General features: G+C 72.5%; 21 protein-coding genes. 8 read left to right on the forward strand and 13 right to left on the reverse strand.

Annotated elements, in window-relative coordinates; genetic code table 11:
- Nucleotides 1-144 precede the first annotated feature (144 nt).
- Complete coding sequence (locus ACH5AO_RS09425) at nucleotides 145-1,263, reverse strand: hypothetical protein (protein WP_398923452.1); 1,119 nt, start codon at nucleotides 1,261-1,263, stop codon at nucleotides 145-147.
- Between the two features lie 143 nt (nucleotides 1,264-1,406).
- Between ACH5AO_RS09425 and ACH5AO_RS09430 the strand changes: the two genes are divergently transcribed.
- Entirely contained in the window at nucleotides 1,407-2,564 is a 1,158-nt protein-coding gene (locus tag ACH5AO_RS09430) for a cystathionine gamma-synthase (protein WP_398923454.1), read from the forward strand.
- 3 nt (nucleotides 2,565-2,567) lie between these two features.
- On the opposite strand, the gene ACH5AO_RS09435 is transcribed toward ACH5AO_RS09430, so the two are convergent.
- From ACH5AO_RS09435 to ACH5AO_RS09445, 3 genes are all read right to left on the reverse strand, one after another.
- On the reverse strand, nucleotides 2,568-2,816 hold the full coding sequence (locus tag ACH5AO_RS09435) for a hypothetical protein (RefSeq protein WP_398923456.1): 249 nt from the start codon (nucleotides 2,814-2,816) through the stop codon (nucleotides 2,568-2,570).
- Complete coding sequence (locus ACH5AO_RS09440; protein ID WP_398923458.1) at nucleotides 2,813-3,316, reverse strand: sigma factor-like helix-turn-helix DNA-binding protein; 504 nt, start codon at nucleotides 3,314-3,316, stop codon at nucleotides 2,813-2,815. The genes ACH5AO_RS09435 and ACH5AO_RS09440 overlap by 4 nt, the downstream gene beginning before the upstream one ends.
- Nucleotides 3,317-3,527: 211 nt before the next feature.
- Nucleotides 3,528-4,022 carry a MarR family winged helix-turn-helix transcriptional regulator gene (locus ACH5AO_RS09445; protein ID WP_398923460.1) on the reverse strand — a complete coding sequence of 165 codons (495 nt, stop codon included), beginning with the start codon at nucleotides 4,020-4,022 and terminating at the stop codon, nucleotides 3,528-3,530.
- 168 nt (nucleotides 4,023-4,190) lie between these two features.
- On the opposite strand from ACH5AO_RS09445, the gene ilvA reads away from it, so the two are divergent.
- The 3 genes from ilvA (at nucleotide 4,191) to ACH5AO_RS09460 (ending at nucleotide 7,441) form a co-directional block, all read left to right on the forward strand.
- A complete protein-coding gene (gene ilvA / locus ACH5AO_RS09450) occupies nucleotides 4,191-5,420 on the forward strand; it encodes a threonine ammonia-lyase (RefSeq protein ID WP_398923462.1) in 1,230 nt (409 codons plus the stop codon).
- A 183-nt stretch (nucleotides 5,421-5,603) separates the two neighbouring features.
- Nucleotides 5,604-6,596 carry an ATP-binding cassette domain-containing protein gene (locus ACH5AO_RS09455; protein ID WP_398923464.1) on the forward strand — a complete coding sequence of 331 codons (993 nt, stop codon included), beginning with the start codon at nucleotides 5,604-5,606 and terminating at the stop codon, nucleotides 6,594-6,596.
- Nucleotides 6,593-7,441, forward strand: a complete 849-nt coding sequence (locus ACH5AO_RS09460; protein WP_398923466.1) for an ABC transporter permease — start codon at nucleotides 6,593-6,595, stop codon at nucleotides 7,439-7,441. Before ACH5AO_RS09455 ends, ACH5AO_RS09460 begins: the two co-directional genes overlap by 4 nt.
- Before the next feature lie 55 nt (nucleotides 7,442-7,496).
- Here ACH5AO_RS09460 and greA read toward each other — a convergent pair whose 3' ends face one another.
- Together greA and ACH5AO_RS09470 are read right to left on the reverse strand one after the other, a co-directional pair.
- Complete coding sequence (gene greA / locus ACH5AO_RS09465; RefSeq protein WP_398923468.1) at nucleotides 7,497-7,994, reverse strand: transcription elongation factor GreA; 498 nt, start codon at nucleotides 7,992-7,994, stop codon at nucleotides 7,497-7,499.
- Between the two features lie 176 nt (nucleotides 7,995-8,170).
- Nucleotides 8,171-8,569 (reverse strand): DUF4307 domain-containing protein, encoded by a 399-nt coding sequence (locus ACH5AO_RS09470; RefSeq protein WP_398923469.1) that lies wholly within the window; start codon nucleotides 8,567-8,569, stop codon nucleotides 8,171-8,173.
- Between the two features lie 149 nt (nucleotides 8,570-8,718).
- On the opposite strand from ACH5AO_RS09470, the gene mca reads away from it, so the two are divergent.
- Complete coding sequence (gene mca / locus ACH5AO_RS09475) at nucleotides 8,719-9,600, forward strand: mycothiol conjugate amidase Mca (protein WP_398923471.1); 882 nt, start codon at nucleotides 8,719-8,721, stop codon at nucleotides 9,598-9,600.
- On the forward strand, nucleotides 9,593-9,835 hold the full coding sequence (locus ACH5AO_RS09480) for a hypothetical protein (RefSeq protein WP_398923473.1): 243 nt from the start codon (nucleotides 9,593-9,595) through the stop codon (nucleotides 9,833-9,835). The genes mca and ACH5AO_RS09480 overlap by 8 nt, the downstream gene beginning before the upstream one ends.
- 228 nt (nucleotides 9,836-10,063) lie before the next feature.
- On the opposite strand, the gene ACH5AO_RS09485 is transcribed toward ACH5AO_RS09480, so the two are convergent.
- Entirely contained in the window at nucleotides 10,064-13,264 is a 3,201-nt protein-coding gene (locus ACH5AO_RS09485; protein ID WP_398923475.1) for a tetratricopeptide repeat protein, read from the reverse strand.
- A 170-nt stretch (nucleotides 13,265-13,434) separates the two neighbouring features.
- On the opposite strand from ACH5AO_RS09485, the gene ACH5AO_RS09490 reads away from it, so the two are divergent.
- Nucleotides 13,435-15,522, forward strand: coding sequence for a thioredoxin domain-containing protein (locus tag ACH5AO_RS09490; protein ID WP_398923477.1), 2,088 nt, complete (start codon nucleotides 13,435-13,437; stop codon nucleotides 15,520-15,522).
- 383 nt (nucleotides 15,523-15,905) lie between these two features.
- Here the strand turns inward: ACH5AO_RS09490 and ACH5AO_RS09495 are convergent, their stop codons facing one another.
- The 3 genes from ACH5AO_RS09495 to ACH5AO_RS09505 all read right to left on the reverse strand — a co-directional run bounded on the left by ACH5AO_RS09495 (nucleotide 15,906) and on the right by ACH5AO_RS09505 (nucleotide 18,235).
- Nucleotides 15,906-16,637, reverse strand: a complete 732-nt coding sequence (locus ACH5AO_RS09495; protein ID WP_398923479.1) for a Mut7-C RNAse domain-containing protein — start codon at nucleotides 16,635-16,637, stop codon at nucleotides 15,906-15,908.
- A 33-nt stretch (nucleotides 16,638-16,670) separates the two neighbouring features.
- A complete protein-coding gene (locus ACH5AO_RS09500; RefSeq protein ID WP_398923481.1) occupies nucleotides 16,671-17,315 on the reverse strand; it encodes a TetR/AcrR family transcriptional regulator in 645 nt (214 codons plus the stop codon).
- A 206-nt stretch (nucleotides 17,316-17,521) separates the two neighbouring features.
- A complete protein-coding gene (locus ACH5AO_RS09505; RefSeq protein ID WP_398923483.1) occupies nucleotides 17,522-18,235 on the reverse strand; it encodes a hemolysin III family protein in 714 nt (237 codons plus the stop codon).
- A gap of 327 nt (nucleotides 18,236-18,562) precedes the next feature.
- Here ACH5AO_RS09505 and ACH5AO_RS09510 point away from each other — a divergent pair, with 327 nt between their 5' ends.
- A complete protein-coding gene (locus tag ACH5AO_RS09510; RefSeq protein WP_398923485.1) occupies nucleotides 18,563-20,383 on the forward strand; it encodes a phosphoenolpyruvate carboxykinase (GTP) in 1,821 nt (606 codons plus the stop codon).
- 292 nt (nucleotides 20,384-20,675) lie between these two features.
- Here ACH5AO_RS09510 and ACH5AO_RS09515 read toward each other — a convergent pair whose 3' ends face one another.
- From ACH5AO_RS09515 to ACH5AO_RS09525, 3 genes are read right to left on the reverse strand one after another with little or no spacing between them, the layout of a single operon-like run.
- Nucleotides 20,676-21,305, reverse strand: coding sequence for a hypothetical protein (locus tag ACH5AO_RS09515; protein WP_398923487.1), 630 nt, complete (start codon nucleotides 21,303-21,305; stop codon nucleotides 20,676-20,678).
- The gene (locus ACH5AO_RS09520) at nucleotides 21,292-22,830 is read right to left on the reverse strand and encodes a substrate-binding domain-containing protein (RefSeq protein WP_398923489.1); all 1,539 of its coding nucleotides are present in this window, start codon (nucleotides 22,828-22,830) and stop codon (nucleotides 21,292-21,294) included. Before ACH5AO_RS09520 ends, ACH5AO_RS09515 begins: the two co-directional genes overlap by 14 nt.
- The gene (locus ACH5AO_RS09525; RefSeq protein WP_398923491.1) at nucleotides 22,827-24,002 is read right to left on the reverse strand and encodes a toxic anion resistance protein; all 1,176 of its coding nucleotides are present in this window, start codon (nucleotides 24,000-24,002) and stop codon (nucleotides 22,827-22,829) included. Before ACH5AO_RS09525 ends, ACH5AO_RS09520 begins: the two co-directional genes overlap by 4 nt.
- Nucleotides 24,003-24,005 lie beyond the last annotated feature (3 nt).

Genomic DNA, 24,005 nt, shown 5'->3' on the forward strand with positions numbered 1-24,005 from the left:
GGGAGAACCAGCCGCCGGCCGCGTCCGTGCGGTGCGGGCCGCCCGGTCGGGGGCCGTTGCCGAAGTCGCTGACGTCGACACCCGTACCGGCCAGGTCGACGAGCCGGCCGACGAGGCGCTCCGCCGGGATCCGTACCGCGACGGTCAGTGCGGGAGTGTCGCCGGGCTGCCGCCGTTCGCCTCGTAGCCGGCCACCGCCAGGGCGCGGTGGACGGCGAACTCGGCGGCCGGGTCGGGGGAGAGGGTCCAGGGGAGGGCGCCCACGTGGCCGTCGATGTGTATGAGCTGGCTCATGGCCTCCGCCCAGCGCTCGCCGCGCACCAGGAAGAAGACCAGCAGGTGCCGCACGTGCGCCGACATCGGGTCGTCGGGCCGGGCCGAGTGCACCGCGTGCAGCGCGCCGTGCACCGCCTTGGTGACGGTCTCGCTCCGGTGGAAACCGGCGACCAGGTTCACCTCGGGCAGGTGCTCGAACACCGCGAAGAGCGGCAGGGCGGCGAGGAGGGAGCCCTGGGGCGCCCGCGCCGCCGCGGCCTCCGCGAACGCGTACGCCTGCTGCCGCGAGCCGTGCCACTTCTCGCACCAGTAGTGCAGCGCGGCCAGGTGCGCCCCCATGTGGGCCGGGGCACGGTCCAGGATCTTCAGCCAGAGCTGCTCGAAGTCCTGCTGGGAGTAGCCGAGTCCCCGCGCCACCGACAGCTCCACGATGTACGGGACCGGGTCACCGGGAGCCAGCAGCGCGGCCTCGCCGCACGCCGCCTTCGCCTCCTCCATGATGATCCGGAACTCGTCCGTCCCGGGCGTCGCCGTACGCCACGCCTGCTGCACCAGGAACTCGGCGTGCACCGCTGCTCCCCCGGCGTCCTTGGGCATCTCGGTCCGCCACACCCGCAGCCACTGCCCGCCCGGCGCCTCGCCCACCCCGCCGGGCCGCTGCTTCAGCTCCAGCGAGGCCGCGCCCGCGAACGCCTGGACGCGCTGCCAGCGCCGCTCGTCCTCCGCGTCCGTGCCGGCCAGCAGCTGCTGCGCCGCGCGGTAGTCCTGGGTGCGCTGCACCAGGTCCAGGACGTCCAGCAGGTCCTGGTCGGGGCCGGGCATGCGGACGTCCAGCTCCTCCTCGCGGGCGAAGCCGTAGGCCGCCGGGTCCGCCGCGTCCGGGTGGCCGGCGGGGACCTGCGTGATCGCCCCACGCCCGCGCCTCAGATACGGCACCACCACGAAGCCGAGCATGACGAGCGCGATCAGGACCCAGAGAATCTCCATGCCACCAAGCGAACCAGACCACGCCGACAATTGGCCAACCCGGTACCGAACCCTGTGGAAAACCCCCGGCGCCCGCCTCCATGACCCGCCCCGCCCGCTCCGCGTCCGCCATCCGCACCGTGCGCGCACTACCCTCGGTGCCCATGAGCGACAGGCACATCAGTCAGCACTTCGAGACGCTCGCGATCCACGCGGGCAACACCGCCGACCCCCTGACGGGCGCGGTCGTCCCGCCGATCTACCAGGTGTCCACCTACAAGCAGGACGGCGTCGGCGGCCTGCGCGGCGGCTACGAGTACAGCCGCAGCGCCAATCCGACCAGGACCGCCCTGGAGGAGAACCTCGCCGCCCTGGAGGGCGGCCGCCGCGGCCTCGCGTTCGCGTCCGGACTGGCGGCCGAGGACTGCCTGTTGCGCACGCTGCTCAGCCCCGGCGACCACGTGGTGATCCCGAACGACGCCTACGGCGGCACGTTCCGCCTCTTCGCCAAGGTCGTCGCGCGGTGGGGCGTGGAGTGGTCGGTGGCCGACACCTCCGACCCGGCCGCCGTGCGGGCCGCCCTCACCCCGAAGACCAAGGCCGTCTGGGTGGAGACCCCCTCCAACCCGCTGCTCGGCATCACCGACATCGCCGCCGTGGCCCAGGTCGCCCGGGACGCGGGCGCCCGGCTCGTCGTCGACAACACCTTCGCCACGCCCTACCTCCAGCAGCCGCTCGCGCTCGGCGCGGACGTCGTCGTGCACTCCCTGACCAAGTACATGGGCGGCCACTCCGACGTCGTCGGCGGCGCCCTGATCACCGGTGACGCGGAGCTGGGCGAGGAGCTCGCCTTCCACCAGAACGCGATGGGCGCGGTCGCCGGACCCTTCGACTCCTGGCTGGTGCTGCGCGGCACCAAGACGCTCTCGGTCCGCATGGACCGGCACAGCGAGAACGCCACGAAGGTCGCCGACATGCTCACCCGTCACGCGCGTGTGACGCGCGTCCTGTACCCGGGGCTGCCCGACCACCCCGGCCACGAGGTCGCCGCCAAGCAGATGCGTGCCTTCGGCGGCATGGTCTCCTTCCGCGTGGAGGGCGGCGAGGAGGCGGCCGTCGAGGTCTGCGACAGGGCCAAGGTGTTCACGCTCGGCGAGTCCCTGGGCGGTGTCGAGTCGCTGATCGAGCACCCCGGGCGGATGACGCACGCGTCCGCGGCCGGTTCCGCGCTCGAGGTCCCCGCCGACCTGGTGCGCCTCTCCGTGGGCATCGAGAACGTCGACGACCTGCTCGAAGACCTTCAGCAGGCGCTCGGACGCTGACGGTCACCAGCCCACGAGCGGTGGAGCCGGCTCCGGCGGCGGCTCCACCCAGGGGCGGGCCGTCAGCGCCCACACCACGAACGCCACGCTCCCCGCCAGCAACAGCAGCCACATCGCGCGGCGGGCGAGCGTCCTGCGGCGCAGGATGCGGGCCCCGCGGCGCGCCGCCTCCGCGTGCAGCTCGGGCGGCACGGACGGCGGTGACTGCTCCAGCATCCGCCGTACGGCCGCCTCACGCCTCATCCGGGTCACGACGGCACCGCCTCGACGCCGCCCACCGCGGGGGCCGGTCCCGGGGGCGGGCGCAGTACGGCGGCCATCGCGCGGTGGAAGACGGTCCGTACGCGCTCCGCGGACAGGCCGAGCAGCGCTGCCGTCTGTTCCTCGGCGATCCCCTCGTGCAGCCGCAGCACCAGGATCAGGCGTTCCTGCGGGGAGAGCCGGGCCAGCGGGCCTCCCGGGCGGGCACGGGAGGGGAACAGTCCGCCGCGGCGGTGCCAGGCGTCGTGCGCGAAGCGGGTCGCCAGGTACCGGCGGGTGTGGGCGTAGGGGTCCCCGCCGCGCAGCCGGTGCCAGCCCGCGTACGTGTGGGCCAGCGCCAGGGTCAGCAGGTGCCGCGCGTGCGGGTTGTCGTCCGGGGACTCGGCGGTGAGCAGGGTCGCGGTGTGCAGCAGCCGGGTGCCGGCGCCCGCGACGTACGCCTCGAACTCGCGGGCGCGGAGGTCGTCCTGGGACGTGTGCCGTCGTCGCAACCGCGCCTCCCCGCCGCCCCTGAGAGCCCTTGGCTCTCATATCAGGCCAGGGGGCGTCCCCCGGTCAAGGGACGTGCACGCGCGGCGCTCCGGGTTTTTCGCCCCCGCCGCCCTTTCCCGTCCCGGGGGCGCTGCCCCCGGACCCCCGCTCCTCAAACGCCGGAGGGGCTTTTATCAGCCCGTCCGGGGGCTGGAAACAGCCCCCGGAGAGTCAGGAGTCGACCCGCTCGGGGGTGGACATCCGAGCCGACAGCGCGCCGTTGAAGCGCGTCAGGAGCCTGCAGAACGCCTCACGTTCCTCCGCGTCCCAGTCCTGGGTCAGTTCGGCCATCAACTGGCGGCGGGAGGAGCGCACTTCCTCCAGGCGCGCCTGCCCGCGCGGGGACAGCTGGAGCACGACCGCGCGTCCGTCCTCGGGGTGCGAGGTCCGTTTGACCAGGCCGGTGTCCACGAGCGGGGCGACCTGACGGGTGACCGTCGAGGAGTCGATACCCATGCTCGAGGCGAGCGCCTTGACGCCCATCGGGCCTTCCTTGTCGAGGCGGTTGAGCAGCAGGTACGCGGCGCGGTCCATCGAGTTGCGCACCTGGCCGACCCCGCCCAGACGCGTCTGTTCGGCACGGCGCGCGAACAACGCCACCTCGTGCTGCAGCGTGTCGAGAAGACCGGTGTCACCGACGGCCGTCAGGTCCGTCCTCATGTCCATCGACATATCAGGTGTTGTGGGCATGGCCGGGGGCTCACTTCGTGGAGGGCTGCTAATTGGGGGACAGGGTACGCGGCCGGACGACGGCCCGTACCGGCGCTGCGCAAAGCCGAGTCCGCGGGTTGGTCACACCGGCCGCCGCCGGCGGCGAACTGCGATCCTGGAGCCATGAGCTACAGCACGGCCGAACACCTGCGGACCGTCACCCTCGACGACGTGCGCGGCGCCCGGAAGATGCTGTCGGGCGTGGCACGGACGACCGCTCTGGAGGGCAGCCGGTACCTGTCCCGGCGAGTGGGTGCGCCGGTGCACCTGAAGTGCGAGAACCTCCAGCGGACGGGGTCGTTCAAACTGCGCGGCGCGTACGTCCGGATCGCCGGGCTGCTGCCCGAGGAGCGGGCCGCCGGCGTCGTCGCGGCGAGCGCCGGCAACCATGCGCAGGGCGTCGCGCTGGCGTCCTCCCTGCTGGGGGTGCGGTCCACGGTGTTCATGCCGAAGGGCGCCCCGCTGCCGAAGATCAGCGCGACCCGGGAGTACGGCGCCGAGGTGCGCCTGCGGGGCCAGGTGGTCGACGAGACGCTGGCGGCGGCGACGGAGTACGCGCGCGAGACGGGCGCCGTGTTCGTCCACCCCTTCGACCACCCGGACGTCATCGCGGGCCAGGGCACGGTGGGCCTGGAGATCCTGGACCAGTGCCCCGAGGTGCGCACGATCGTCGTCGGGGTCGGCGGGGGCGGGCTGGCCGCCGGGATCGCGGTCGCGGTGAAGGCGCTGCGGCCCGACGTGCGGATCGTCGGCGTGCAGGCGGCGGGCGCGGCGGCGTACCCGCCCTCGCTGGCGGCCGGGCGCCCGGTGTCGGTGCGCGACCCGGCGACGATGGCCGACGGGATCAAGGTGGGACGGCCCGGCGACGTGCCGTTCGGGATCGTCGGCGAGCTGGTGGACGAGGTGTGCACGGTCACCGAGGACGAGCTGTCGGCCGCGCTGCTGCTCTGCCTGGAGCGGGCCAAGCTGGTCGTCGAGCCGGCCGGGGCGAGTCCGGTCGCGGCGCTGCTGAGCCGGCCCGGGGCCTTCGAGGGGCCGGTCGTCGCGGTGCTGTCCGGTGGCAACGTGGACCCGGTGCTGATGGAGCGGGTGCTGCGGCACGGCATGGCCGCGCAGGGCCGCTACCTGGCCGTACGGCTGAGGCTGACGGATCGGCCGGGCGCGCTCGCCTCGCTTCTGGGGGCGTTGTCAGTGGCGGACGCCAACGTCCTCGACGTGAGCCATGTACGGACCGACCCACGGCTCGGGCTCACGGAGGCGGAGGTCGAGCTGCACCTGGAGACCAAGGGCCCGGAGCACTGCGCGGAGGTCAACAGGGCTTTGCGCGAGGCGGGTTACACGGTCATGGACTGACGCCCGGCGGGGTGTCACTCCTTCGGGTGACTCCATTGTGAGACGCGATACATCGCGTTATTGTGTGTCCTGCCGCCGGGTGGCCGCCGTCCGTCCCGCCGCCCGCGCCCGGCGAAAAATCCGAGCACACCACAGCGCGCAAACCTAGGCTTTCCGAAGAATCACGATGACGTGGAGACTCATATGCCAGGCGCCATCTATGCCGAAGGTCTGGTCAAGACCTTCGGGAACGTAAGGGCACTGGACGGCGTCGACCTGGAGGTCCCCGAGGGCACCGTCCTGGGCCTGCTCGGGCCCAACGGCGCGGGGAAGACCACCACCGTCCGCTGCCTGACCACCCTGCTGCGGCCCGACAGCGGCAAGGCGGTCGTCGCCGGCCTCGACGTGCTGAAACAGCCCGACGCCGTACGCCGCTCCATCGGCCTGTCCGGCCAGTTCGCCGCCGTCGACGAGTACCTGACCGGCCGCGAGAACCTGCGGATGGTCGGACAGCTCTACCAGTTGAAGGCGAAGGCGGCGAAGGCCCGCGCGGACGAACTGCTGGAGCAGTTCCACCTCGCGGACGCCGCCGACCGCACCGCCAAGACCTACTCCGGGGGCATGCGCCGCCGCCTCGACCTCGCCGCCGCCCTGGTCGTCTCACCGCCCGTGATGTTCATGGACGAGCCGACCACCGGCCTTGACCCGCGCAACCGCCAGCAACTGTGGGAGGTGATCAAACAGCTCGTCTCCGACGGTACGACACTGCTGCTCACCACCCAGTACCTGGAGGAGGCCGACCACCTCGCGCACGACATCGCGGTCGTCGACCACGGCAAGGTCATCGCCCAGGGCACCTCCGACCAGCTCAAGGCCCGCACCGGCGGCGAACGCGTCGAGGTCGTGGTGCACGAGCGCGAGCACATCCGGTCGGCGTCCGCCCTCCTCGACAAGTACAGCCTGCGCGGCGCCGGCCAGGGCGACACCACGGTCGAGGACCACATGCGCAAGATCACCACACCGGTCTCCGGCGGCGCCAAGCTCCTCGCCGAGATCATCCGCGACCTCGACACCAACGGCATCGAGATCGACGACATCGGCCTGCGCCGCCCCACCCTCGACGACGTCTTCCTCTCCCTCACCGGCCATGTCGCGGAGGCCAAGGACGACGAGGACACCAAGGAGACCGCGAAATGAGCGCCGTCACCGACACCGTCCGGGTCACGGCCCCCGGCAACCCCGTCGGCCGGTCGATCCGGGACTCCCTGGTCGTCGCCCGCAGGAATCTGATCCGCATGGCCCGGATTCCCGAGATGCTCATCTTCGGGCTGTTCCAGCCCATCATGTTCGTGGTGCTGTTCACCTACGTGTTCGGCGGCTCGATCCAGGTCGGCTCGTCCAGCTCCACCCAGGCCTACCGCGAGTTCCTGATGGCCGGCATCTTCGCCCAGACCGTCACGTTCGCCACGGCGGGCGCGGGAGCGGGCATCGCCGACGACATGCACAAGGGCCTCATCGACCGCTTCCGCTCCCTGCCCATGTCGCGGGGCGCGGTGCTGACCGGCCGCACCATGGCCGACCTGGTACAGACGGCGCTCACCCTCGTCGTGCTGGCGGTGGTCGCCGTGCTCGTCGGCTGGCGCACGCACGAGAACTTCGGCAAGGTGCTCGTCGGATTCGGCCTGCTCCTGCTGCTCGGGTACGCGTTCTCGTGGATCGGCGCGCTCATCGGCCTGTCCGTGCGCACTCCCGAAGCGGCGACCTCGGGCGGCCTGATCTGGCTGTTTCCACTGACGTTCATCTCGAACGCGTTCGTGGACGCGAACCAGATGCCGTCCTTCCTCCGGCACATCGCCGAGTGGAACCCGTTCAGCGCCACCGTGCAGGCCTGCCGTGAGATGTTCGGCAACCTTCCCCCGGGCTTCCGGACACCCGACGCGTGGCCCATGCAGCACCCCGTCTGGGCCTCGTTGATCTGGTCGGTCCTGATCATCGCGTTCTTCCGGACGCTCGCCGTGCGCAAGTACCGCTCGGCGGCATGACGGAGCCCCCGGCACCGCGGGGTGCCGGGGGCCCGTCAGGGACTCGCGGGATGGGTCAGCCGGTGTACGGCTTCGCCTCCAGGATCTTCACCGAGGCCTTCTTGCCGTTCGGCAGCTCGTACTCCGCGTCCTCGCCGACCTTGTGGCCGATGACGCCCGAGCCGAGCGGGGACTGCGGTGAGTAGGTCTCGATGTCGGCGCTCGCGTACTCGCGGGAGGCGAGCAGGAAGGACAGGGTGTCGTCCTCGTCGCCGTCGAAGGCGATCGTCACGACCATGCCGGGCGCCACGACACCGTCGGCCGCCGGGGCCTCGCCGACCTTGGCGCTCTCGAGGAGCTGGGTGAGCTGGCGCACACGGAGCTCCTGCTTGCCCTGCTCCTCCTTGGCCGCGTGGTACCCGCCGTTCTCCCGCAGGTCGCCCTCCTCGCGCGCTGCGGCGATCTTGGCGGCGATCTCCGTGCGCGCGGGACCAGTAAGGTACGCAAGCTCGTCCTTGAGCTTGTTGTACGCCTCCTGGGTCAGCCAGGTGACGTTCTCGCTGGTCTGGGTCACAGGTGCTCCTCGTAGGTGCTGGGAATACAAAGCATCGCCCTCTCTGAAGGATGTTCCTTCAGGGATGGGCGAAACCACGAGCCTAACAATTGAGTGCCCGCAGGGGGAGGACATATGCCACCGGACTCATGTCAGCGCAGGTCAGTGGCCGGGTATTCCCCGTGGTGTCAGTGGTGTCAGTCCGCGTGACAGCCGACGAGCTCGGCCGAGGTGCCCCGGGAGGTGGTGCGGAGCGTGACGACCTCGTCGACGCGCGTGGCGTCCTCGTCGAAGCGGAAGTCGGCGCGGCCCACCTCGGCGCCGTCCTCGGCCTGGGAGCGGACCGTGCAGTAGCCGGCGGACCCCGCGTCCTTGTGCACCTCCAGGTGCACCTTCACCGAGTCCTCGGCGACGTCGAAACCGATCACCTCGGCGCTGATCTCGTTCTGGACGACGTGGTGGTAGCCGAACCAGCCGATCAACGCCACCATCAGCACCGACAGCACGGCGCCGACGGCCTTGAGGGTGCGGTCGGCCTGCTGGTCGGAGGAGCGGCCGTAACGGCCCTCGGGCAGCCGCGCGCTCGGCGTACTCATGATCGTCTCCTCGGCAGGAGGGAACCGGTGTTCCCGGGCAGGCCCCGGAGCGGAGAACCCCGGAATTATTCGCCCCCCGATTCGGTCACTATAGAAGCCTGCTACTGCGCCGCCGCACTGAGGGCGCCGACCGACTTGAGGATTGAGTCTTGACTGACCAGCTGCGACTGATGGCCGTGCACGCCCACCCCGACGACGAGTCGAGCAAGGGCGCGGCCACCATGGCGAAGTACGTGTCCGAGGGGGTGGACGTGCTGGTGGTGACCTGCACGGGCGGGGAGCGCGGCTCCATCCTCAACCCGAAACTTCAGGGCGACCCCTACATCGAGGAGAACATCCACGAGGTACGCAGGAAGGAGATGGACGAGGCCCGGGAGATCCTGGGCGTGAAGCAGGAGTGGCTCGGGTTCGTCGACTCCGGGCTGCCCGAGGGCGACCCGCTGCCGCCGCTGCCGGAGGGCTGCTTCGCCCTGGAGGACGTCGACAAGGCGGCCGGTGAGCTGGTGCGCAAGATCCGCTCCTTCCGCCCCCAGGTGATCACCACCTATGACGAGAACGGCGGCTACCCGCACCCCGACCACATCATGACCCACAAGATCACGATGGTGGCGTTCGAGGGCGCGGCGGACACCGAGAAGTACCCGGAGGGCGAGTACGGCCCGGCCTACCAGCCGCTGAAGGTGTACTACAACCAGGGCTTCAACCGTCCCCGCACCGAGGCGCTGCACCAGGCGATGCTGGACCGCGGCCTGGAGTCGCCGTACGGGGACTGGCTGAAGCGCTGGAGCGAGTTCGAGCGCAAGGAGCGCACGCTCACCACGCACGTGCCGTGCGCCGACTTCTTCGAGATCCGTGACAAGGCACTGATCGCGCACGCGACGCAGATCGACCCCGACGGGGGCTGGTTCCGGGTGCCGATGGACCTCCAGCGCGAGGTCTGGCCGACGGAGGAGTACGAGCTCGCGAAGTCGCTCGTCGATACGTCCCTCCCCGAGGACGACCTCTTCGCGGGCATCCGGGACAATGCCTGACATGAGCGCAAGCGCAAGCCTGGCAATGACCCACCTGGTGCCTCTGGCCAAGGAACTCGACGAGGACAAGGTGACCCCCGGTGTCCTCGGGTTCGTCGTGTTCGCGGTGATGGCTCTGGCGGTGTGGGCCCTGATGAAGTCCATGAACCGCCACATGGGCCGCGTCGACTTCGCCGAGTCCGAGGACCCGGGGGCCGAAAAGGCCGAGGCGACGGCCGCGGAGAAGCGGGGCTGACGCCGGCCGGTGCGACCGCGGGCAGTCGTGCCGCTGGGGCGGCACGGGTGGGCGCGGCGGCACCTCGTAAGCGCCGGGCTGCGCGGACACCCCCGGCCGGCACCGACGCCGGGTGCCGGCTGCGGGGTGGTCGTGCACACCCTCCCCCATGGCCCGAAAGGCATGGGAGGTACCCCCGTCGCCCTGCGGAACGACTGCCCACAACCACCGGTGGGCGACCGGCGCGCCCTACGCCTTCCCGTCCACCGGTACGCCCATCACCTCCCGGGCATGGCGGCCCGGGACCATGCCCAGGCGCCAGGCCTGCCAGCCGGCCTCCAGGCTGACGCCACGCTCCAGGAGGAGCTGGTACGCCTCCACGTAGTCGGCCAGTTTCCCGTCGCGCGAGGCGTGGCCGGCCCGGCCCAGCCGGGACAGCTCCTCCTGCGCCACCGCCGTACCGACCTCCGTACCGCCCGGCGCCGCGTACGGCAGCAGCGTGCAGCGCAGGAAGCGCGCCCAGTCCTCGCCGCGCCGGTCGCCGTACGACACGAACAGCGACACCGCCTCGTCGCACAGCGCCAGCGCCTGCTGGGTGCGCGCGTTGCCCGCGTCGACGACCGCCAGCTCCAGGCAGGACCACGCCTCGCCGTGCGCCACCCCGATGCGCTGGAAGTCCGCGCGCGCGTCCACCAGGAGCTGCCGGGCGAACCCGGAGTTGCGCAGCGACCCCGTCAGGGCGGCCCGCTGGTCGCGGGTCACCCGCGCCGAGTGGTGCCGGGCGCAGGCCAGGCCGTACACGTCCCGCATCCGGGAGAACATCGTGCGGGCGCGTTCCAGCTCCCGCACCGCCCGGTCCAGGTCACCGGTCTCCTCCAGCGCCTGGCCCAGGTAGTACAGCGTCCACGCCTCACCGCGCACGTCCTCGTTGTCCCGGTGCCGGGCGGCGGCTTGCCGCAGGTCCTCCACCGCCGGCGGGGCGTCCCCGTCGACCAGCCGGGCCCGCGCCAGCTCGGTCAGCGCCCACGCCTCACCGCGGGCGTCACGGGTACGGCCGTACAGCTCCAGGGCGGTGCGCAGCTCGGCCTCGGCGTGCGGGACGTCGCCCCTGCGCAGGTTCAGCTGGCCCAGCTGGAAGTGCGCCCACGCCTGCCCGTGCACGGACTCGCCCGCGCGGTGCAGCACCAGCGACCCGGTCAGCAGGTCCAGCGCCTCGGCCAGGTTGGCCCGGTCCCGTTCGACCGCCGCCAGCGCGTGCATCGTCCAGGCGCGGTCCGTGGCCAGCTCGGGCGCGGCCTGCAGATCCAGCGCCTCCCGCAGTCTCGCCGACGCCTCCGTCAGGTTGCCCTGGTGGTGCAGCGTGATCCCGAGCGAGGTCAGCGCCCGCGCCGCGCCCGCGTCGTGCCGCGACTCCCGGTACAGGTCCACCACCGACGTCAGCGTGGTCCGCGCCGTGTCCAGCTCGCCCAGCTGCCGTGCCGCGATCCCCGTGCGCCACTGCACCGAGCGCACCAGCAGCCCCTCGTCCACGGTCTGCGCCAGCTCGTTGATCTCACCCAGCCGGTACAGGTCCCCGCGCAGCAGGCAGTAGTCGCACAGCGCGCCGAGCAGGTTCAGCACCGCCCGCCGGTCGACGCCCTCCGCGTGCCGCAGCGCCGCCGTGATGAAGCTCGACTCGTCGTCCAGCCAGCGCAGCGCCTCGTCCAGCGAGGTGAAGCCGTACGGGCCGAAGCGGTCCGAGCGGGTCGACATGTTGCCGTCGACCAGCCGCAGCACCGAGTCGGCCAGCTCGGCGTAGTTCACGATCAGCCGCTCCTGCGCGGCGGCGCGCTCGGCGGGGTCCTCCTCGTCGAGGAGGCGGGCGAGGGCGAAGGCGCGGACGAGGTCGTGCAGCCGGTAGCGGCTGTGCCGGACGCGGTCGATCAGACCGGCGCGGTGCAGGGCGGCCAGGTGCCGGGTCGCCTCCGCCTCGTCGGTGGCGAGGAGGGCCGCGGCCGCGGCGGCGCCCAGCGAGGCCCGGCCGGCCAGGGCGAGCCGCCGCAGCAGCCGCCGCGGGGTCTCCGGCAGGTCGGTGTAGCGCAGCCACAGGGCACGCTCGACCGGCTCGACGGGCCCGTACGCGTCCAGGTCGGTGGCGAGCGCGAGCGGCGAGCGCGGACCCAGGGCCGCACCGGCGGCCCGCAGCGCCAGCGGCAGCCCCCCGCACAGCTCCCGCACCCGCTCGGTGGACTCGGCGTCGTAGGGCCCCGAGGAGTCCTGCGCGGCGGCCGCCAGCAGCTCCTCCGCACCGGCGGGGTCCAGCGGCTCCACCGGCAGCTGGTACACCCGGGCCGGCAGGTCGTCCGGCAGCCCGAGTGGCGCGCGGGAAGTGACGAGGACGAGGCTGTCGGACCGTTCCGGGATCAGCGCGCGGACCTGCTGCGGGTCGGAGGCGTCGTCCAGGACGATCGTGACCGGCATCCCGGTCAGATGCTGGTGGTACAGCTCGCTCAGCCGCTTGACCTGCTGGTCGGGGGAGGACCGCTCGCGGAACAGCAACTGCTCGCGCGGCGCCCCGAGCCGGTTCAGCAGGTGCAGCAGCGCATCCCGGGTGGACAGCGGGGGCTCTCCCGTGCCGTCACCGCGCAGGTCGACGAGGCAGGCCCCGCGGAAGTGGTCCTTCAGGTCGTGCGCGGCGCGCACCGCGAGCGTCGTACGGCCACTGCCGGGCACCCCGTGCAGCACGACCACCGTCGGCCGGGTCTCCGTGGTCGCGCGGGCCGCCCGCACCCACTGCCGGATGCGCTCCATCTCCCGCCGCCGTCCCGCGAACGGCCCCAGCGGCTCCGGCAGTTGCCCGAACGACTGCTCCAGCACGCTCCGCCCGCGGGCCGCCGCGCTCTTGTCCGTGCCGCGCAGCCGGGGCCCCGCCTGCTTCGGCCCGGCGGACGCGGCCAGCACCCGCTGCTGGTCCAGGAACGGCCGGATCCCCCGCACCTCCAGCGCCGTCAGCCACTGCAGCCGCAACTGTTCCGGCCCGCCCGGCTGGCTCACCGCACCGGCCCGGTGGTGCGCGGCGGGCACGTGCGTGCCCGCCACCTTCACCACCGTCGCCGCCGCGCCGACGACCCCGGCGGTCACACCCGCGCCCAGCGCCGTCCCGGTGCCCGTCCCCAGCGCCATGTCGGCGACCACCGCCGCGACCCCCGCCACCCCGGCCACCAGCAGCGGGGTCCCGGCGCCCTCGCGGGCGTAGCGCTGCCGGAAGGTGAGCCGCCCGGCCTCCGCCTCGTCCAGGGCGCGCGTGTAGGCCTCGTACTCCTCGGCCGTCGTCCGCACCATCGCGTCCAGCGCTCCGCGCGCCCGCGCGAGCAGCACCCTGCCGTCGGTGCGCCCGCCCGATCTGCGCACCTCCTCCTCCACGGCCCGCACCAACAACCGCTCGGCGTCCGCCCGTTGACTGTCCCGCATGACATGTCCCCTTCCGGCGGCGACTCCTTTGCCCACGAGTGTGCTTCTTACGAACCGTCAGCGCGAGAGGGCGGCGATCAACGGTTGCGGGCCGGTGACGAAGGCACGGCCGGAGGCGGGACGGACCGGAGGACACGCGAGGTACCGCCGGGTGCGCGAGGATGGAGGGCATGGCGAACCGACTTGCGCAGGCCACGTCCCCCTACCTCCTCCAGCACGCCGACAATCCCGTCGACTGGTGGTCCTGGTCCGAGGAGGCCTTCGCCGAGGCGCGGCGGCGCGATGTGCCGGTGCTGCTGAGCGTCGGCTACTCGAGCTGCCACTGGTGCCACGTGATGGCGCACGAGTCCTTCGAGGACCAGGCCACCGCCGACGACATGAACGCGCACTTCGTCAGCATCAAGGTGGACCGCGAGGAGCGCCCTGACGTGGACGCCGTCTACATGGAGGCGGTGCAGGCGGCGACCGGGCAGGGCGGCTGGCCCATGACCGTGTTCCTCACCCCGGACGCCGAGCCGTTCTACTTCGGTACGTACTTCCCGCCCGCCCCCCGGCACGGCATGCCGTCCTTCCGGCAGGTGCTCCAGGGTGTCCACCAGGCGTGGGCCGAGCGGCGCGGCGAGGTCGACGAGGTGGCGGGGAAGATCACCCGGGACCTGGCGGGGCGGGAGCTGTCCTACGGCGACGACCGGCTGCCCGGCGAGCAGGAGCTCGCGCAGGCGCTGCTCGGGCTGACCCGCGAGTACGACCCGCAGCGCGGCGGGTTCGGCGGGGCGCCGAAGTTCCCGCCGTCCATGGTGATCGAGTTCCTGCTGCGCCACCACGCCCGCACCGGCTCCGAGGGCGCGCTGCAGATGGCGGCGGACACCTGTGAGCGCATGGCGCGCGGCGGGATCCACGACCAGCTCGGCGGCGGCTTCGCGCGCTACTCCGTGGACCGGGACTGGGTGGTGCCGCACTTCGAGAAGATGCTCTACGACAACGCCCTGCTGTGCCGGGTCTACGCCCACCTGTGGCGGGCCACCGGCTCGGAGCTCGCCCGCCGGGTGGCGCTGGACACCGCCGACTTCATGGTGCGCGAACTGCGCACGCCCGAGGGAGGGTTCGCGTCCGCGCTGGACGCCGACAGCGAAGAGGTGGTGTCGCCCGAAGGGCGTCATCAGAAGGGTGGTGGCGGGCGACGGGAGGGCGGTACGGGGCGTCACGTCGAGGGGGCGTATTACGTCTGGACGCCCGCGCAGTTGCGCGAGGTCCTCGGGGAGGAGGACGCGGAACTCGCCGCGCGGTACTTCGGGGTGACCGTGGAGGGCACCTTCGAGGAGGGCGCCTCGGTGCTGCAACTCCCGCAGCGGGACGAGGTGTTCGACGCCGCGCGGATCGGCGGCATCAGGGAGCGGCTGCTCGCGGCGCGTTCCGCGCGGCCCGCGCCCGGCCGGGACGACAAGGTGGTCGCCGCCTGGAACGGGCTGGCGATCGCCGCGCTCGCCGAGACCGGCGCCTACTTCGACCGGCCGGACCTGGTCGAGGCCGCCGTCGCCGCCGGTGACCTGCTGGTCCGGCTGCACCTGGACGACCGGGCCCGCATCGCCCGCACCAGCAAGGACGGCCGGGTGGGCGCCAACGCGGGGGTGCTGGAGGACTACGCCGATGTCGCCGAGGGCTTCCTGGCGCTGGCGTCGGTGACGGGGGAGGGGGTGTGGCTGGAGTTCGCCGGACTGCTGCTCGACCAGGTGCTCGCCCGCTTCACCGATCCGGAGTCGGGCGCCCTGTACGACACGGCGTCCGACGCGGAGCGGCTCATCCGGCGTCCGCAGGACCCGACCGACAACGCCGCCCCGTCCGGCTGGACCGCCGCCGCGGGCGCCCTGCTGGGCTATGCCGCGCACACCGGTTCCGAGCCGCACCGTACCGCCGCCGAACGGGCACTGGGCGTGGTGAAGGCGCTCGGCCCGCGGGTCCCGCGGTTCATCGGGTGGGGGCTCGCGGTCGCCGAGGCCGTACTGGACGGGCCGCGGGAGGTCGCGGTGGTCGGTCCGGCGCTCGACGACCCGGCCACGGCCGCCCTGCACCGTACGGCGCTCCTGGGTTCCGCGCCCGGCGCGGTGGTCGCCGTCGGGTCGCCGGGGAGCGACGAGTTCCCGCTGCTCGCCGACCGTCCGCTGGTCCAGGGCGGACCGGCCGCCTACGTCTGCCGCAACTTCACCTGCGACGCGCCGACGACCGACGCCGACCGGCTGCGGGCGGCACTGGGCGGCTGAACCGACGCCGTACCGGCGGTCATGCCGGCGCCGTACCGGCCGTCGTACCGGCTGCCCGCCGGTTCAGCCGCCCGCCGCCCGCAGCCCTCGGCGAGAACCGTGACGGCCCAGCCCGCGGCAGGGCAGGAACGGCCGACGGTGCGCCGAGCACCCCCGCGAGGGTGCTCGGCCGCGCTGGGCCTGCGGTTCTCCGCGCCCCGGTTCCGTGGGTCCGTGCTCTGGGGCTGTGGTTTCCCGCGCCCTGGGTCTGTGGTTCTCCGTGCTTTGGGTTCGTGGGTCCGTGCCCCGGTTCCGTAGGTCCGTGCTCCGGGCCTGCGGTTTCCCCGCTCCGGGCCCGGGGTTCCCCGCGCCCCGCGCCCCGGGTCCCCCGCGGCGTTACCGCGTCAGCCCCGCTCCGGCTGCGACGCGACCGCTCGTTCCACGATCGCGACCAGTTGCTCGTGGTGCGCGCCCTTCCAGTACGCGCGGCCGCACTCCGCGCACTGGGCGAACACGTCGTACGTGCGGTGCGTCCCGCTCCTCAACTGGTCGGCGACCTCGTCCTTGGTGACCTGCCGCAGCAGCCCGTTGCAGGCGGTGCACCGGCTCCACGGCCGCAGCTCGGGACGGAACCGGTCCAGTACGTACGTGAGTTGCTCCTCGGGCCGGGTGCTGTACACGAACGCCCCCGCCCACAGCTCCCGCCGCCGCAGCAGTCCCCGGTCCCGGCTGAGCATCACCCGCCGTTCCGCAGCCGACCGCGCGGCCAGCGCCGGATCGCCGATGTCCGTGGACTCGTACGCCGTGTCCACGCCCAGCAGCCGCAGCCGGCGCGCCAGCGTGCCGAGGTGCACGTCGAGCAGGAAGCGCAGGGGAGCGCCCGGTACCCGCTGGGGGTGTTCGACGGCCCGCACCGTCACCGACTCGCCCGCGGCCGGCACGTGGCCGGCCGGCACCTCGCGGCCGTCCACGAGCAGCGCGCCGACCTCGGTCAGCGGGACTCCGAGGGACTCGACGACGTGGCCGAGGCTGGAGACACCGTCGGTGGCCGCCCTGGTGGTGCCGGTGGGCCGTGCCCGGGGCACGAAGAGCAGCAGTCCGGGGTCGAACGCGACGTGGATCTCAGGACCGTTCACCTGGTCAGGATGCCATGGCGCGGGGACATGGCCTCAGGTCTTCCCGGCGGCGGACAGACCGTTCTCGAGGACGTCCAGGGCGCGGTCGACCAGGTCGGCCAGGTCGTCGCGGTGGCCGTGCTCGGCCCAGTACTGGGAGGTTTCCATCAGGCCGCCGGTCAGCGCTATCGACAGGACCCGCGCCTCCAGGCCGTCGGGGTCGAGGCCGGTGCGCCCGGCGATGACGTGGGCGAGCATGCGGCCGGTGGCCGACATGCTCTCCAGCATCCGTGAGCGCACCGCGGGGACCTCGGCCAGCAGCCGTGTCCGCAGCCGGGTCACCTCGCGCTCCTCGCCGACCCCGAGCGCGATGGCCTTGCGCATGACGTGCCGCAGGGAGACCGCCCACGGTTCGTCGGCGGGCCGGGCCGAGAACTCCTCCGTGAGGACCGTGTCGTACTCGTCCGTGAGGACGATGTCCTCCTTGGCCGGGAAGTAGCGGAAGACGGTCGACGGCGACACCTCGGCGCGGTCGGCGATCTGCTCGACCGTCGTGGCGTCGTATCCCTGCTCCCGGATCAGCCCGTAGGCCGCGGTGCGGATCGCCTCACGGGTTTTGATCTTCTTCCGTTCCCGCAGGCCCGGCTGCGGGCGGTCGGCGGGGGAGAGGCGGGAGCGTGCGGCCGTCATGCGGATCATTGTCGGACATCCGTCGGGGGCGGGGCCACGGCCGGTGCGGTACCCGCTTCCGCCGCCGCCCGCCCGGCGGGAGCGAGGCCGCCGACAGGGCGGTGACCGGCGCGGTGAGGGCCCACCGGCGCCGGGATTCCGGGCGTACGGAAACGGAAGCGGCCCCGGCTCGTCGGGCCGGGGCCGTTCGGGGGTTCGGGAGTCCTGGGGAACCGCTACGCGTGCTGGTAGGCCACCAGGGAGATGCCGATGTAGTGGGCGATGAAGGCGGCCAGGGTGAGGGAGTGGAAGACCTCGTGGAAGCCGAACCAGCGCGGTGACGGGTTGGGCTTCTTGATGCCGTAGATCACCCCGCCGACGCTGTAGAGCAGGCCGCCCACGACGACCAGGACGAGTACGGCGATGCCGCCGGTGCGCATGAAGTCCGGCAGGAAGAAGACGGCCGCCCAGCCCATCGCGATGTAGCAGGGCGTGTAGAGCCAGCGGGGGGCGCCGACCCAGAAGACCCGGAAGACGATCCCGGCGGCCGCCGCCGCCCAGATGCCCCACAGCAGCCACTGCCCCTTGGAATGCGGCAGCAGCAGGATGGTCAGCGGGGTGTAGGTGCCCGCGATGATCAGGAAGATGTTGGCGTGGTCGAGGCGGCGCAGCACCCCGTCCATGCGGGGGCTCCAGTCGCCCCGGTGGTAGAGCGCACTCACGCCGAACAGCAGGCAGGCCGTGAGGGCGTACACCCCGCAGGCGAGGCGTCCGCGGGCCGAGTCGGCGAAGGCGGTGAGCGCCAGGCCGGCGACCAGGGCGGCGGGGAACATGCCCAGGTGCAGCCAGCCGCGGAGCTTGGGCTTGACCGGATGCGGGAGGGAGGTCGCCACCGGACCGCGGCCGTCGGCCGGCGGGTCCGTGGGCGCGTCGGGGGCGAACGCAGTCATGTCTCGCATCGTACCTACGGAACCGTAAGTTATGCCTCGCGGCGGCCGATTGGGTCCGCCGAGTGGCCATCATCTCACGCTGCTCGACCGGGGCGTCACGCAAAGAAATCGTCAGGTGTGCCCAACGCGCGCGTAAAGCCCCTGGGAGAACCGTGTCCGGCGTCACGTTGCTCACCTGTGCGGCCCTCTGGACAGATGGGCGCTCTCGTCGGATGATCAAATGAGTGCGGTCGACACCGGATGAGCGCGTAGCGCACCACCGTGCGGCATCCGGGTCGCAGCCCCCACGGGGCCTCCCAACAAAAAAACCCTCATTTAGGAGCAATCGTGGCGCGCGACATCGCGGAACCCGGCGTCCCCACCACCCACCAGGGACTGATCTCCTGGGTCGACGAGATCGCAGACCTGACGCAGCCGGACCGGGTGGTCTGGTGCGACGGCTCGGAGGCCGAGTACGAACGCCTGTGCGAGGAGCTCGTCGCCCAGGGCACCTTCCGCAAACTCGACCCGGTCAAGCGCCCCAACTCCTACTACGCGGCCTCCGACCCCACCGACGTCGCCCGCGTCGAGGACCGGACCTTCATCTGCTCCGAGAAGGAGGAGGACGCCGGCCCGACCAACCACTGGAAGGCCCCCGCCGAGATGCGGGAGATCTTCCAGGGCGAGAAGGGCGTCTTCCGCGGCTCCATGCGCGGCCGCACCCTGTACGTCGTGCCCTTCTGCATGGGCCCCCTCGGCTCGCCGCTGTCCGCGATCGGCGTCGAGATCACCGACTCCGCGTACGTCGCCGTCTCCATGCGCACCATGACCCGGATGGGCCGCCCGGTCCTGGACGAGCTCGGCTCCGACGGCTTCTTCGTCAAGGCCGTGCACTCGGTCGGCGCCCCGCTGGAGCCCGGCCAGGAGGACGTCCCCTGGCCCTGCAACAGCACCAAGTACATCTCCCACTTCCCCGAGGACCGCGAGATCTGGTCCTACGGCTCCGGCTACGGCGGCAACGCCCTGCTCGGCAAGAAGTGCTACGCCCTGCGCATCGCCTCCGTCATGGCCCGCGACGAGGGCTGGCTGGCCGAGCACATGCTCATCCTGAAGCTCACCCCGCCCACCGGCGAGTCCAAGTACGTCGCCGCCGCCTTCCCGTCCGCCTGCGGCAAGACCAACCTCGCCATGCTGGAGCCCACGGTCTCCGGCTGGACGGTCGAGACGATCGGCGACGACATCGCCTGGATGCGCTTCGGCGAGGACGGCCGCCTGTACGCCATCAACCCCGAGGCCGGCTTCTTCGGCGTCGCCCCCGGCACCGGCGAGCACACCAACGCCAACGCCATGAAGACCCTGTGGGGCAACTCCGTCTTCACCAACGTCGCCCTCACCGACGACGGCGACGTGTGGTGGGAGGGCATGACCGAGGAGACCCCGGCCCACCTCACCGACTGGAGGGGCAACGACTGGACCCCCGAGTCCGGCACCCCCGCCGCCCACCCCAACGCCCGCTTCACCACCCCGGCCGCCCAGTGCCCGATCATCGCGCCGGAGTGGGAGGACCCCAAGGGCGTGCCGATCTCCGCGATCCTCTTCGGCGGGCGCCGCGCCAGCGCCGTACCCCTCGTCACGGAGTCCTTCGACTGGAACCACGGCGTCTTCCTCGGCGCCAACGTGGCCAGCGAGAAGACCGCCGCCGCCGAGGGCAAGGTCGGTGAGCTGCGCCGCGACCCGTTCGCCATGCTGCCGTTCTGCGGCTACAACATGGGCGACTACATGGCGCACTGGATCGACGTGGCCAAGGACAAGGACCCGTCCAAGCTGCCGAGGATCTACTACGTCAACTGGTTCCGCAAGAACGACGAGGGCCGGTTCGTCTGGCCCGGCTTCGGTGAGAACTCCCGCGTCCTGAAGTGGATCGTGGAGCGCCTGGAGGGCCGCGCGGAGGGCGTCGAGACCCCGATCGGCGTGCTGCCGGCCAAGGGCGCGCTGGACACCGACGGGCTGGACCTCTCCGAGGCCGACCTGGACTTCCTGCTCACCGTCGACAAGGAGGTGTGGCGCGAGGAGGCCGCCCTGGTCCCCGACCACCTGAACACCTTCGGCGACCACACCCCCAAGGAACTGTGGGACCAGTACCACGCGCTGGTGAAGCGCCTGGGCTGACGCCCGCACAGACCCCGCGGCCGGTCGCCACTCGGTTTGAGGATGCCCTGACCAGCGATCGTCACGCCACGACCGGCCGCGGAACACACCGGCGGGGCCCCGCACAACGGCGTGCGGGGTTCGGGCCTGCCGCCACGCGCCGTCCCCGTCCGCCCCGACGGGCACGGCGGCGGCAGGCCCGGACCCGCCTTCCGGCGACGCAAGCGACACAGGCAGCGACGGCGGCGACGGCGACGGCGCGCCGCGGAACCCCGGACCCTTACCGGTCCCGGACCGTCACCGGTCCCGGACATCACGCCCCGCCGAGTCCGCCCTCCCCAACCGGCCCCCGGTCCTCCAGGTACCGCGTGTGCGACTCCTGTCGCCGCGCCTCCGTCTCCCGCAGGCCCTGCGCCAGCCGCTCCGCCTCCGCGCGCAGCAGCTCCAGCTGACGCACCAGGTGCTGCTCCGGAGGCGTCTGCCCCGGCGTCAGCCGCGTCCACCAGCGGGTGCGGACGTAGGCGTCGACGGCTTCCGGCACGTCCTGCCGCACGGCCCGCGACAGCGTGTGGACGGCCTCCGGGTCCTGGGCGATGATCTCGGTCGCCCACCCGGGATCCAGCAACGCGGCCAGCAGCTCCGTCAGTCCGGTGAGCCGGTCCCGCGCGGCGGGCGGCGGATCGACGTCCGCGAGGTAGTCACGCAGCCGTTCGAAGTCCGCCCGCACCTCGTCCAACTGCGCGGACGGGTCGGGGAAGTCGGGCGGCGCGGGCCGCTCGGGCGGGGCGACCAGCGCCCCGGCCCCGTACAGCCCCGCCACCACGACCGGCCAGTACGGACCCGCCACGCCCGTGAACGTCAGCACCAGCCCCGCCAGCCCGCCCGCGCCCCCGACCAGGTTCTTGCGGGACTCGAGGTACGCCAGCGCCCTATTGGTAGCCACGGATCTCCTCGAACGCTCCGTCGAGCGAGCCCTGCCCGTCGAACAGCCGGCCGCCGGTCAGTTCGGCGATGTGTTCCAGCTCGGCCCGGTCGGAGTCGCCGAACAGGATGGGGAAGACAGGGGTGTCGCGGCGGTCGCCGGACAGCTCCCGGTAGAAGGAGTCGAAGTCGCCCGCCCCGTCGCCGACCGTGTTCTCGCCGTCCGTCATCAGCACGATCGAGGTGAACGTGTCCCCGCCGGTGCCGAGGTGGTCGTAGGCCTTCTCCAGGGACGTGTAGATCGCCGTCTCGCCCTCGGCCCGCAGCGCCGCGGTGTCCCGGCGGATCGCCTCCAGACCTCGCCGCGGGTCGTCCGGCTCGACGACGTGGGTGCGCACGCTCTTCACCGCCGACCCGAACGGCATCAGGGTGACCTCCTCCCGGTCACGGAAGTCCCCGGTGAGCCGGGTCAGCGCCTGCTTCAGCCGGCTGAGGCGCTCGCCCTCCATCGAGCCGGAGGTGTCGAGGACGTACACGGTCCGCGAGGGGCGGCGCAGCTCGTTCTCGTAGGCGTCGAGCAGGCCGTCGGCGACGGAGAGGTCGCCAGGGAAGGGCAGTTCGCGCCGTCTGCTCGTGTCGAGGCCGGCGGCCGGCGGTACGGAGGCGACGACCGGCCGGCGGAACGTGCGGTCGGTGATCAGCCGCTGCACACCGTCCGTGCGCAGCGCCTCGGCCACCCGGCGCACGTCGTCGCGGGTCTCCTTGTCCGTGGCGGCGAGCGACGACAGCGGGTAGTCGGCGGTGACGACACCGTCCTTCGGGCGGATCACCGTCAGGTTCTCGAACCCCTTCAGGACGGACTCGTAGTTGAGGAGCGCGTCGATGTCGCCGCGGCGGGAGTAGGCGGCGGCCAGCCAGCCCGACGAGCCCGAGGTCAGCTTCTGCCCCCGGAAGAACTCCTTCAGCCGCGGGCGCGCCTTCGTCACGTCGGCGTCGGTGAGCGCGGACTGGGCTCCGGAGAGCGCCGAGGCGACCGAGACCAGCGTGGCGAAACCGGAGTTGGAACGGGCCGGGTCGGTCATGCCGTAGGTGAGCTCCCCCTCCCGCACGGCCCGGTCGACCTGGGACCAGGTGACGTCCTCCGGCTTCCAGCCCAGCCGCCGCACGGTGGCCGGCCGGACGCCGATGGCGACCGGGCTGGACATCACGGGCGTCTCCGAGACGACCTTCTTCGCCGCCTCGGGGCGCAGCCGCAGGTAGTCGTTGGAGGACAGCCACACCGCGTCGTACCTGCCGTCCGTCTTCCCCGCGGCCAGCATGTCCACGGCGTCGAGGGTGCCGGTCCAGGTCGGCCGGACGGTGACGCCGGTGTCCTTCTCGACCCGTTCCAGCACCTCCGTCATGTCGCTGAGCTCGCTGGAGGCCAGGACCCGCAGGGTGCCCGGCTCGGCGGCGTACGGGTCCTTCTCCTCCTCCGGCGCGGCGGTGCACGCGCTCAGCAGGGCCGCTCCGGCGACGAGCAGCGCGGCCAGGGACCGGCGTCTCATCCGAGCCCCCCTTCCAGCGCGCCCTGCGACCGGCTGCGTTCCAGGTAGGCACTGGCATGCCGGAGTTCGGAGGTCAGGTTCTCCACCGTCACCGCCATCGCCTCGGTCGCCTGCACCTTGTAGGTGTCGATGGCGTCGAGGGTGCGGTAGATCTGCTGGAACGCCGACCGCAGCGTCTCCGCCCCGACCGCCGGGTCGGCGGCGATGCGCTGGATCTCCCCGCTCTGCGTCGCCAGCATCTCCGCGTTGCCCCGGATCAGCTCCTCGGTGGTGCCGCGCAGGGCGTCGACCTGCTCGACCACCTTCTTCTGGTGGTCCAGCGCGGACGCCAGCATCACGGAGATCCGCAGCGCGGACACGGTGGTGGTGGCCGCCCGGTCCACGCCCTTGATCAGCTCGTCGTTGTTGCGGCGTACGACGTCCATGGCGAGGTAGCCCTGCGCGCACACGGCGAGCTGGGTGAGCAGGTCCTGGTGCTTCTGCCGGACGGGGAAGAGGACGTCGGCCCGGAGCGAGTCGGCCTGTGCGGAGTCGGCCGCCTCGACCCCGGCGATGTGCCGCTCGACGGCCGTGTCCAGGGCCTCGGTCAGGACGACGTACTCCTGGAGCTTGCCCATGGTCTCCCACAGCCGGACCCGCTCCGTCTGCAACGCGGCGTTGTCGCGGCGCAGTTCGTCCTGCCCGCCGCGCAGGGAGCCCACGATCCGGTTCAGGGTGCCCTGCGCGGAGGCGTACTTGGCGACGTGGTCGCGCAGCTTGTTGCCGCCCGGCAGCCGGGACAGGAGCTTGCGGCCCCTGCCCGCGGACAGGTCCCGCGGGTCCAGGTCCTCCACCACGCGCCGCAGTTCGACCAGCGACCCGGCGACCTTGGACCGGGCGTCCTGGCCCTTGTCGGGCAGGCTGCGGACGGTGCGTTCCAGCATGCGGTTGGACTGCGCGGTGGCGGCGCGCATCTCGCCGCCGCCCAGGGTGGTGATCTCGCCGACCTTGCCGGCGAACTCGGGCGAGCGGGGATCGAGGGCGGCCAGCCCCTCGACGTACGCGGCGGCCTTGGCCGCCATGTCGGCGCGCACGCCGTCGTCGACGGGCACGAGCCCGCCGGCCTTCTCCCGCGGCACGGGCGTGACGGCCTCGGGCGGTGTGAGGACGAAGTCCCCTTCGGTGTTCGTCATCCG

It is taken from the genome of Streptomyces sp. NPDC018964, from assembly GCF_044390325.1.
Classification (GTDB): domain Bacteria; phylum Actinomycetota; class Actinomycetes; order Streptomycetales; family Streptomycetaceae; genus Streptomyces.

Excerpts from the sequence above, each read along its gene's own strand:
- ACH5AO_RS09430 (WP_398923454.1), top strand. The coding sequence starts at position 1,407 with ATGAGCGACAGGCACATCAGTCAGCACTTCGAGACGCTCGCGATCCAC.
- ACH5AO_RS09520 (WP_398923489.1), bottom strand. The coding sequence starts at position 22,830 with ATGAGACGCCGGTCCCTGGCCGCGCTGCTCGTCGCCGGAGCGGCCCTG.
- ACH5AO_RS09470 (WP_398923469.1), bottom strand. The coding sequence starts at position 8,569 with ATGAGTACGCCGAGCGCGCGGCTGCCCGAGGGCCGTTACGGCCGCTCC.
- ACH5AO_RS09455 (WP_398923464.1), top strand. The coding sequence starts at position 5,604 with ATGCCAGGCGCCATCTATGCCGAAGGTCTGGTCAAGACCTTCGGGAAC.
- ACH5AO_RS09460 (WP_398923466.1), top strand. The coding sequence starts at position 6,593 with ATGAGCGCCGTCACCGACACCGTCCGGGTCACGGCCCCCGGCAACCCC.
- ACH5AO_RS09445 (WP_398923460.1), bottom strand. The coding sequence starts at position 4,022 with ATGGACATGAGGACGGACCTGACGGCCGTCGGTGACACCGGTCTTCTC.
- ACH5AO_RS09505 (WP_398923483.1), bottom strand. The coding sequence starts at position 18,235 with ATGACTGCGTTCGCCCCCGACGCGCCCACGGACCCGCCGGCCGACGGC.
- ACH5AO_RS09500 (WP_398923481.1), bottom strand. The coding sequence starts at position 17,315 with ATGATCCGCATGACGGCCGCACGCTCCCGCCTCTCCCCCGCCGACCGC.
- ACH5AO_RS09480 (WP_398923473.1), top strand. The coding sequence starts at position 9,593 with ATGCCTGACATGAGCGCAAGCGCAAGCCTGGCAATGACCCACCTGGTG.
- ilvA (WP_398923462.1), top strand. The coding sequence starts at position 4,191 with ATGAGCTACAGCACGGCCGAACACCTGCGGACCGTCACCCTCGACGAC.
- ACH5AO_RS09525 (WP_398923491.1), bottom strand. The coding sequence starts at position 24,002 with ATGACGAACACCGAAGGGGACTTCGTCCTCACACCGCCCGAGGCCGTC.
- ACH5AO_RS09490 (WP_398923477.1), top strand. The coding sequence starts at position 13,435 with ATGGCGAACCGACTTGCGCAGGCCACGTCCCCCTACCTCCTCCAGCAC.
- ACH5AO_RS09485 (WP_398923475.1), bottom strand. The coding sequence starts at position 13,264 with ATGCGGGACAGTCAACGGGCGGACGCCGAGCGGTTGTTGGTGCGGGCC.
- ACH5AO_RS09425 (WP_398923452.1), bottom strand. The coding sequence starts at position 1,263 with ATGGAGATTCTCTGGGTCCTGATCGCGCTCGTCATGCTCGGCTTCGTG.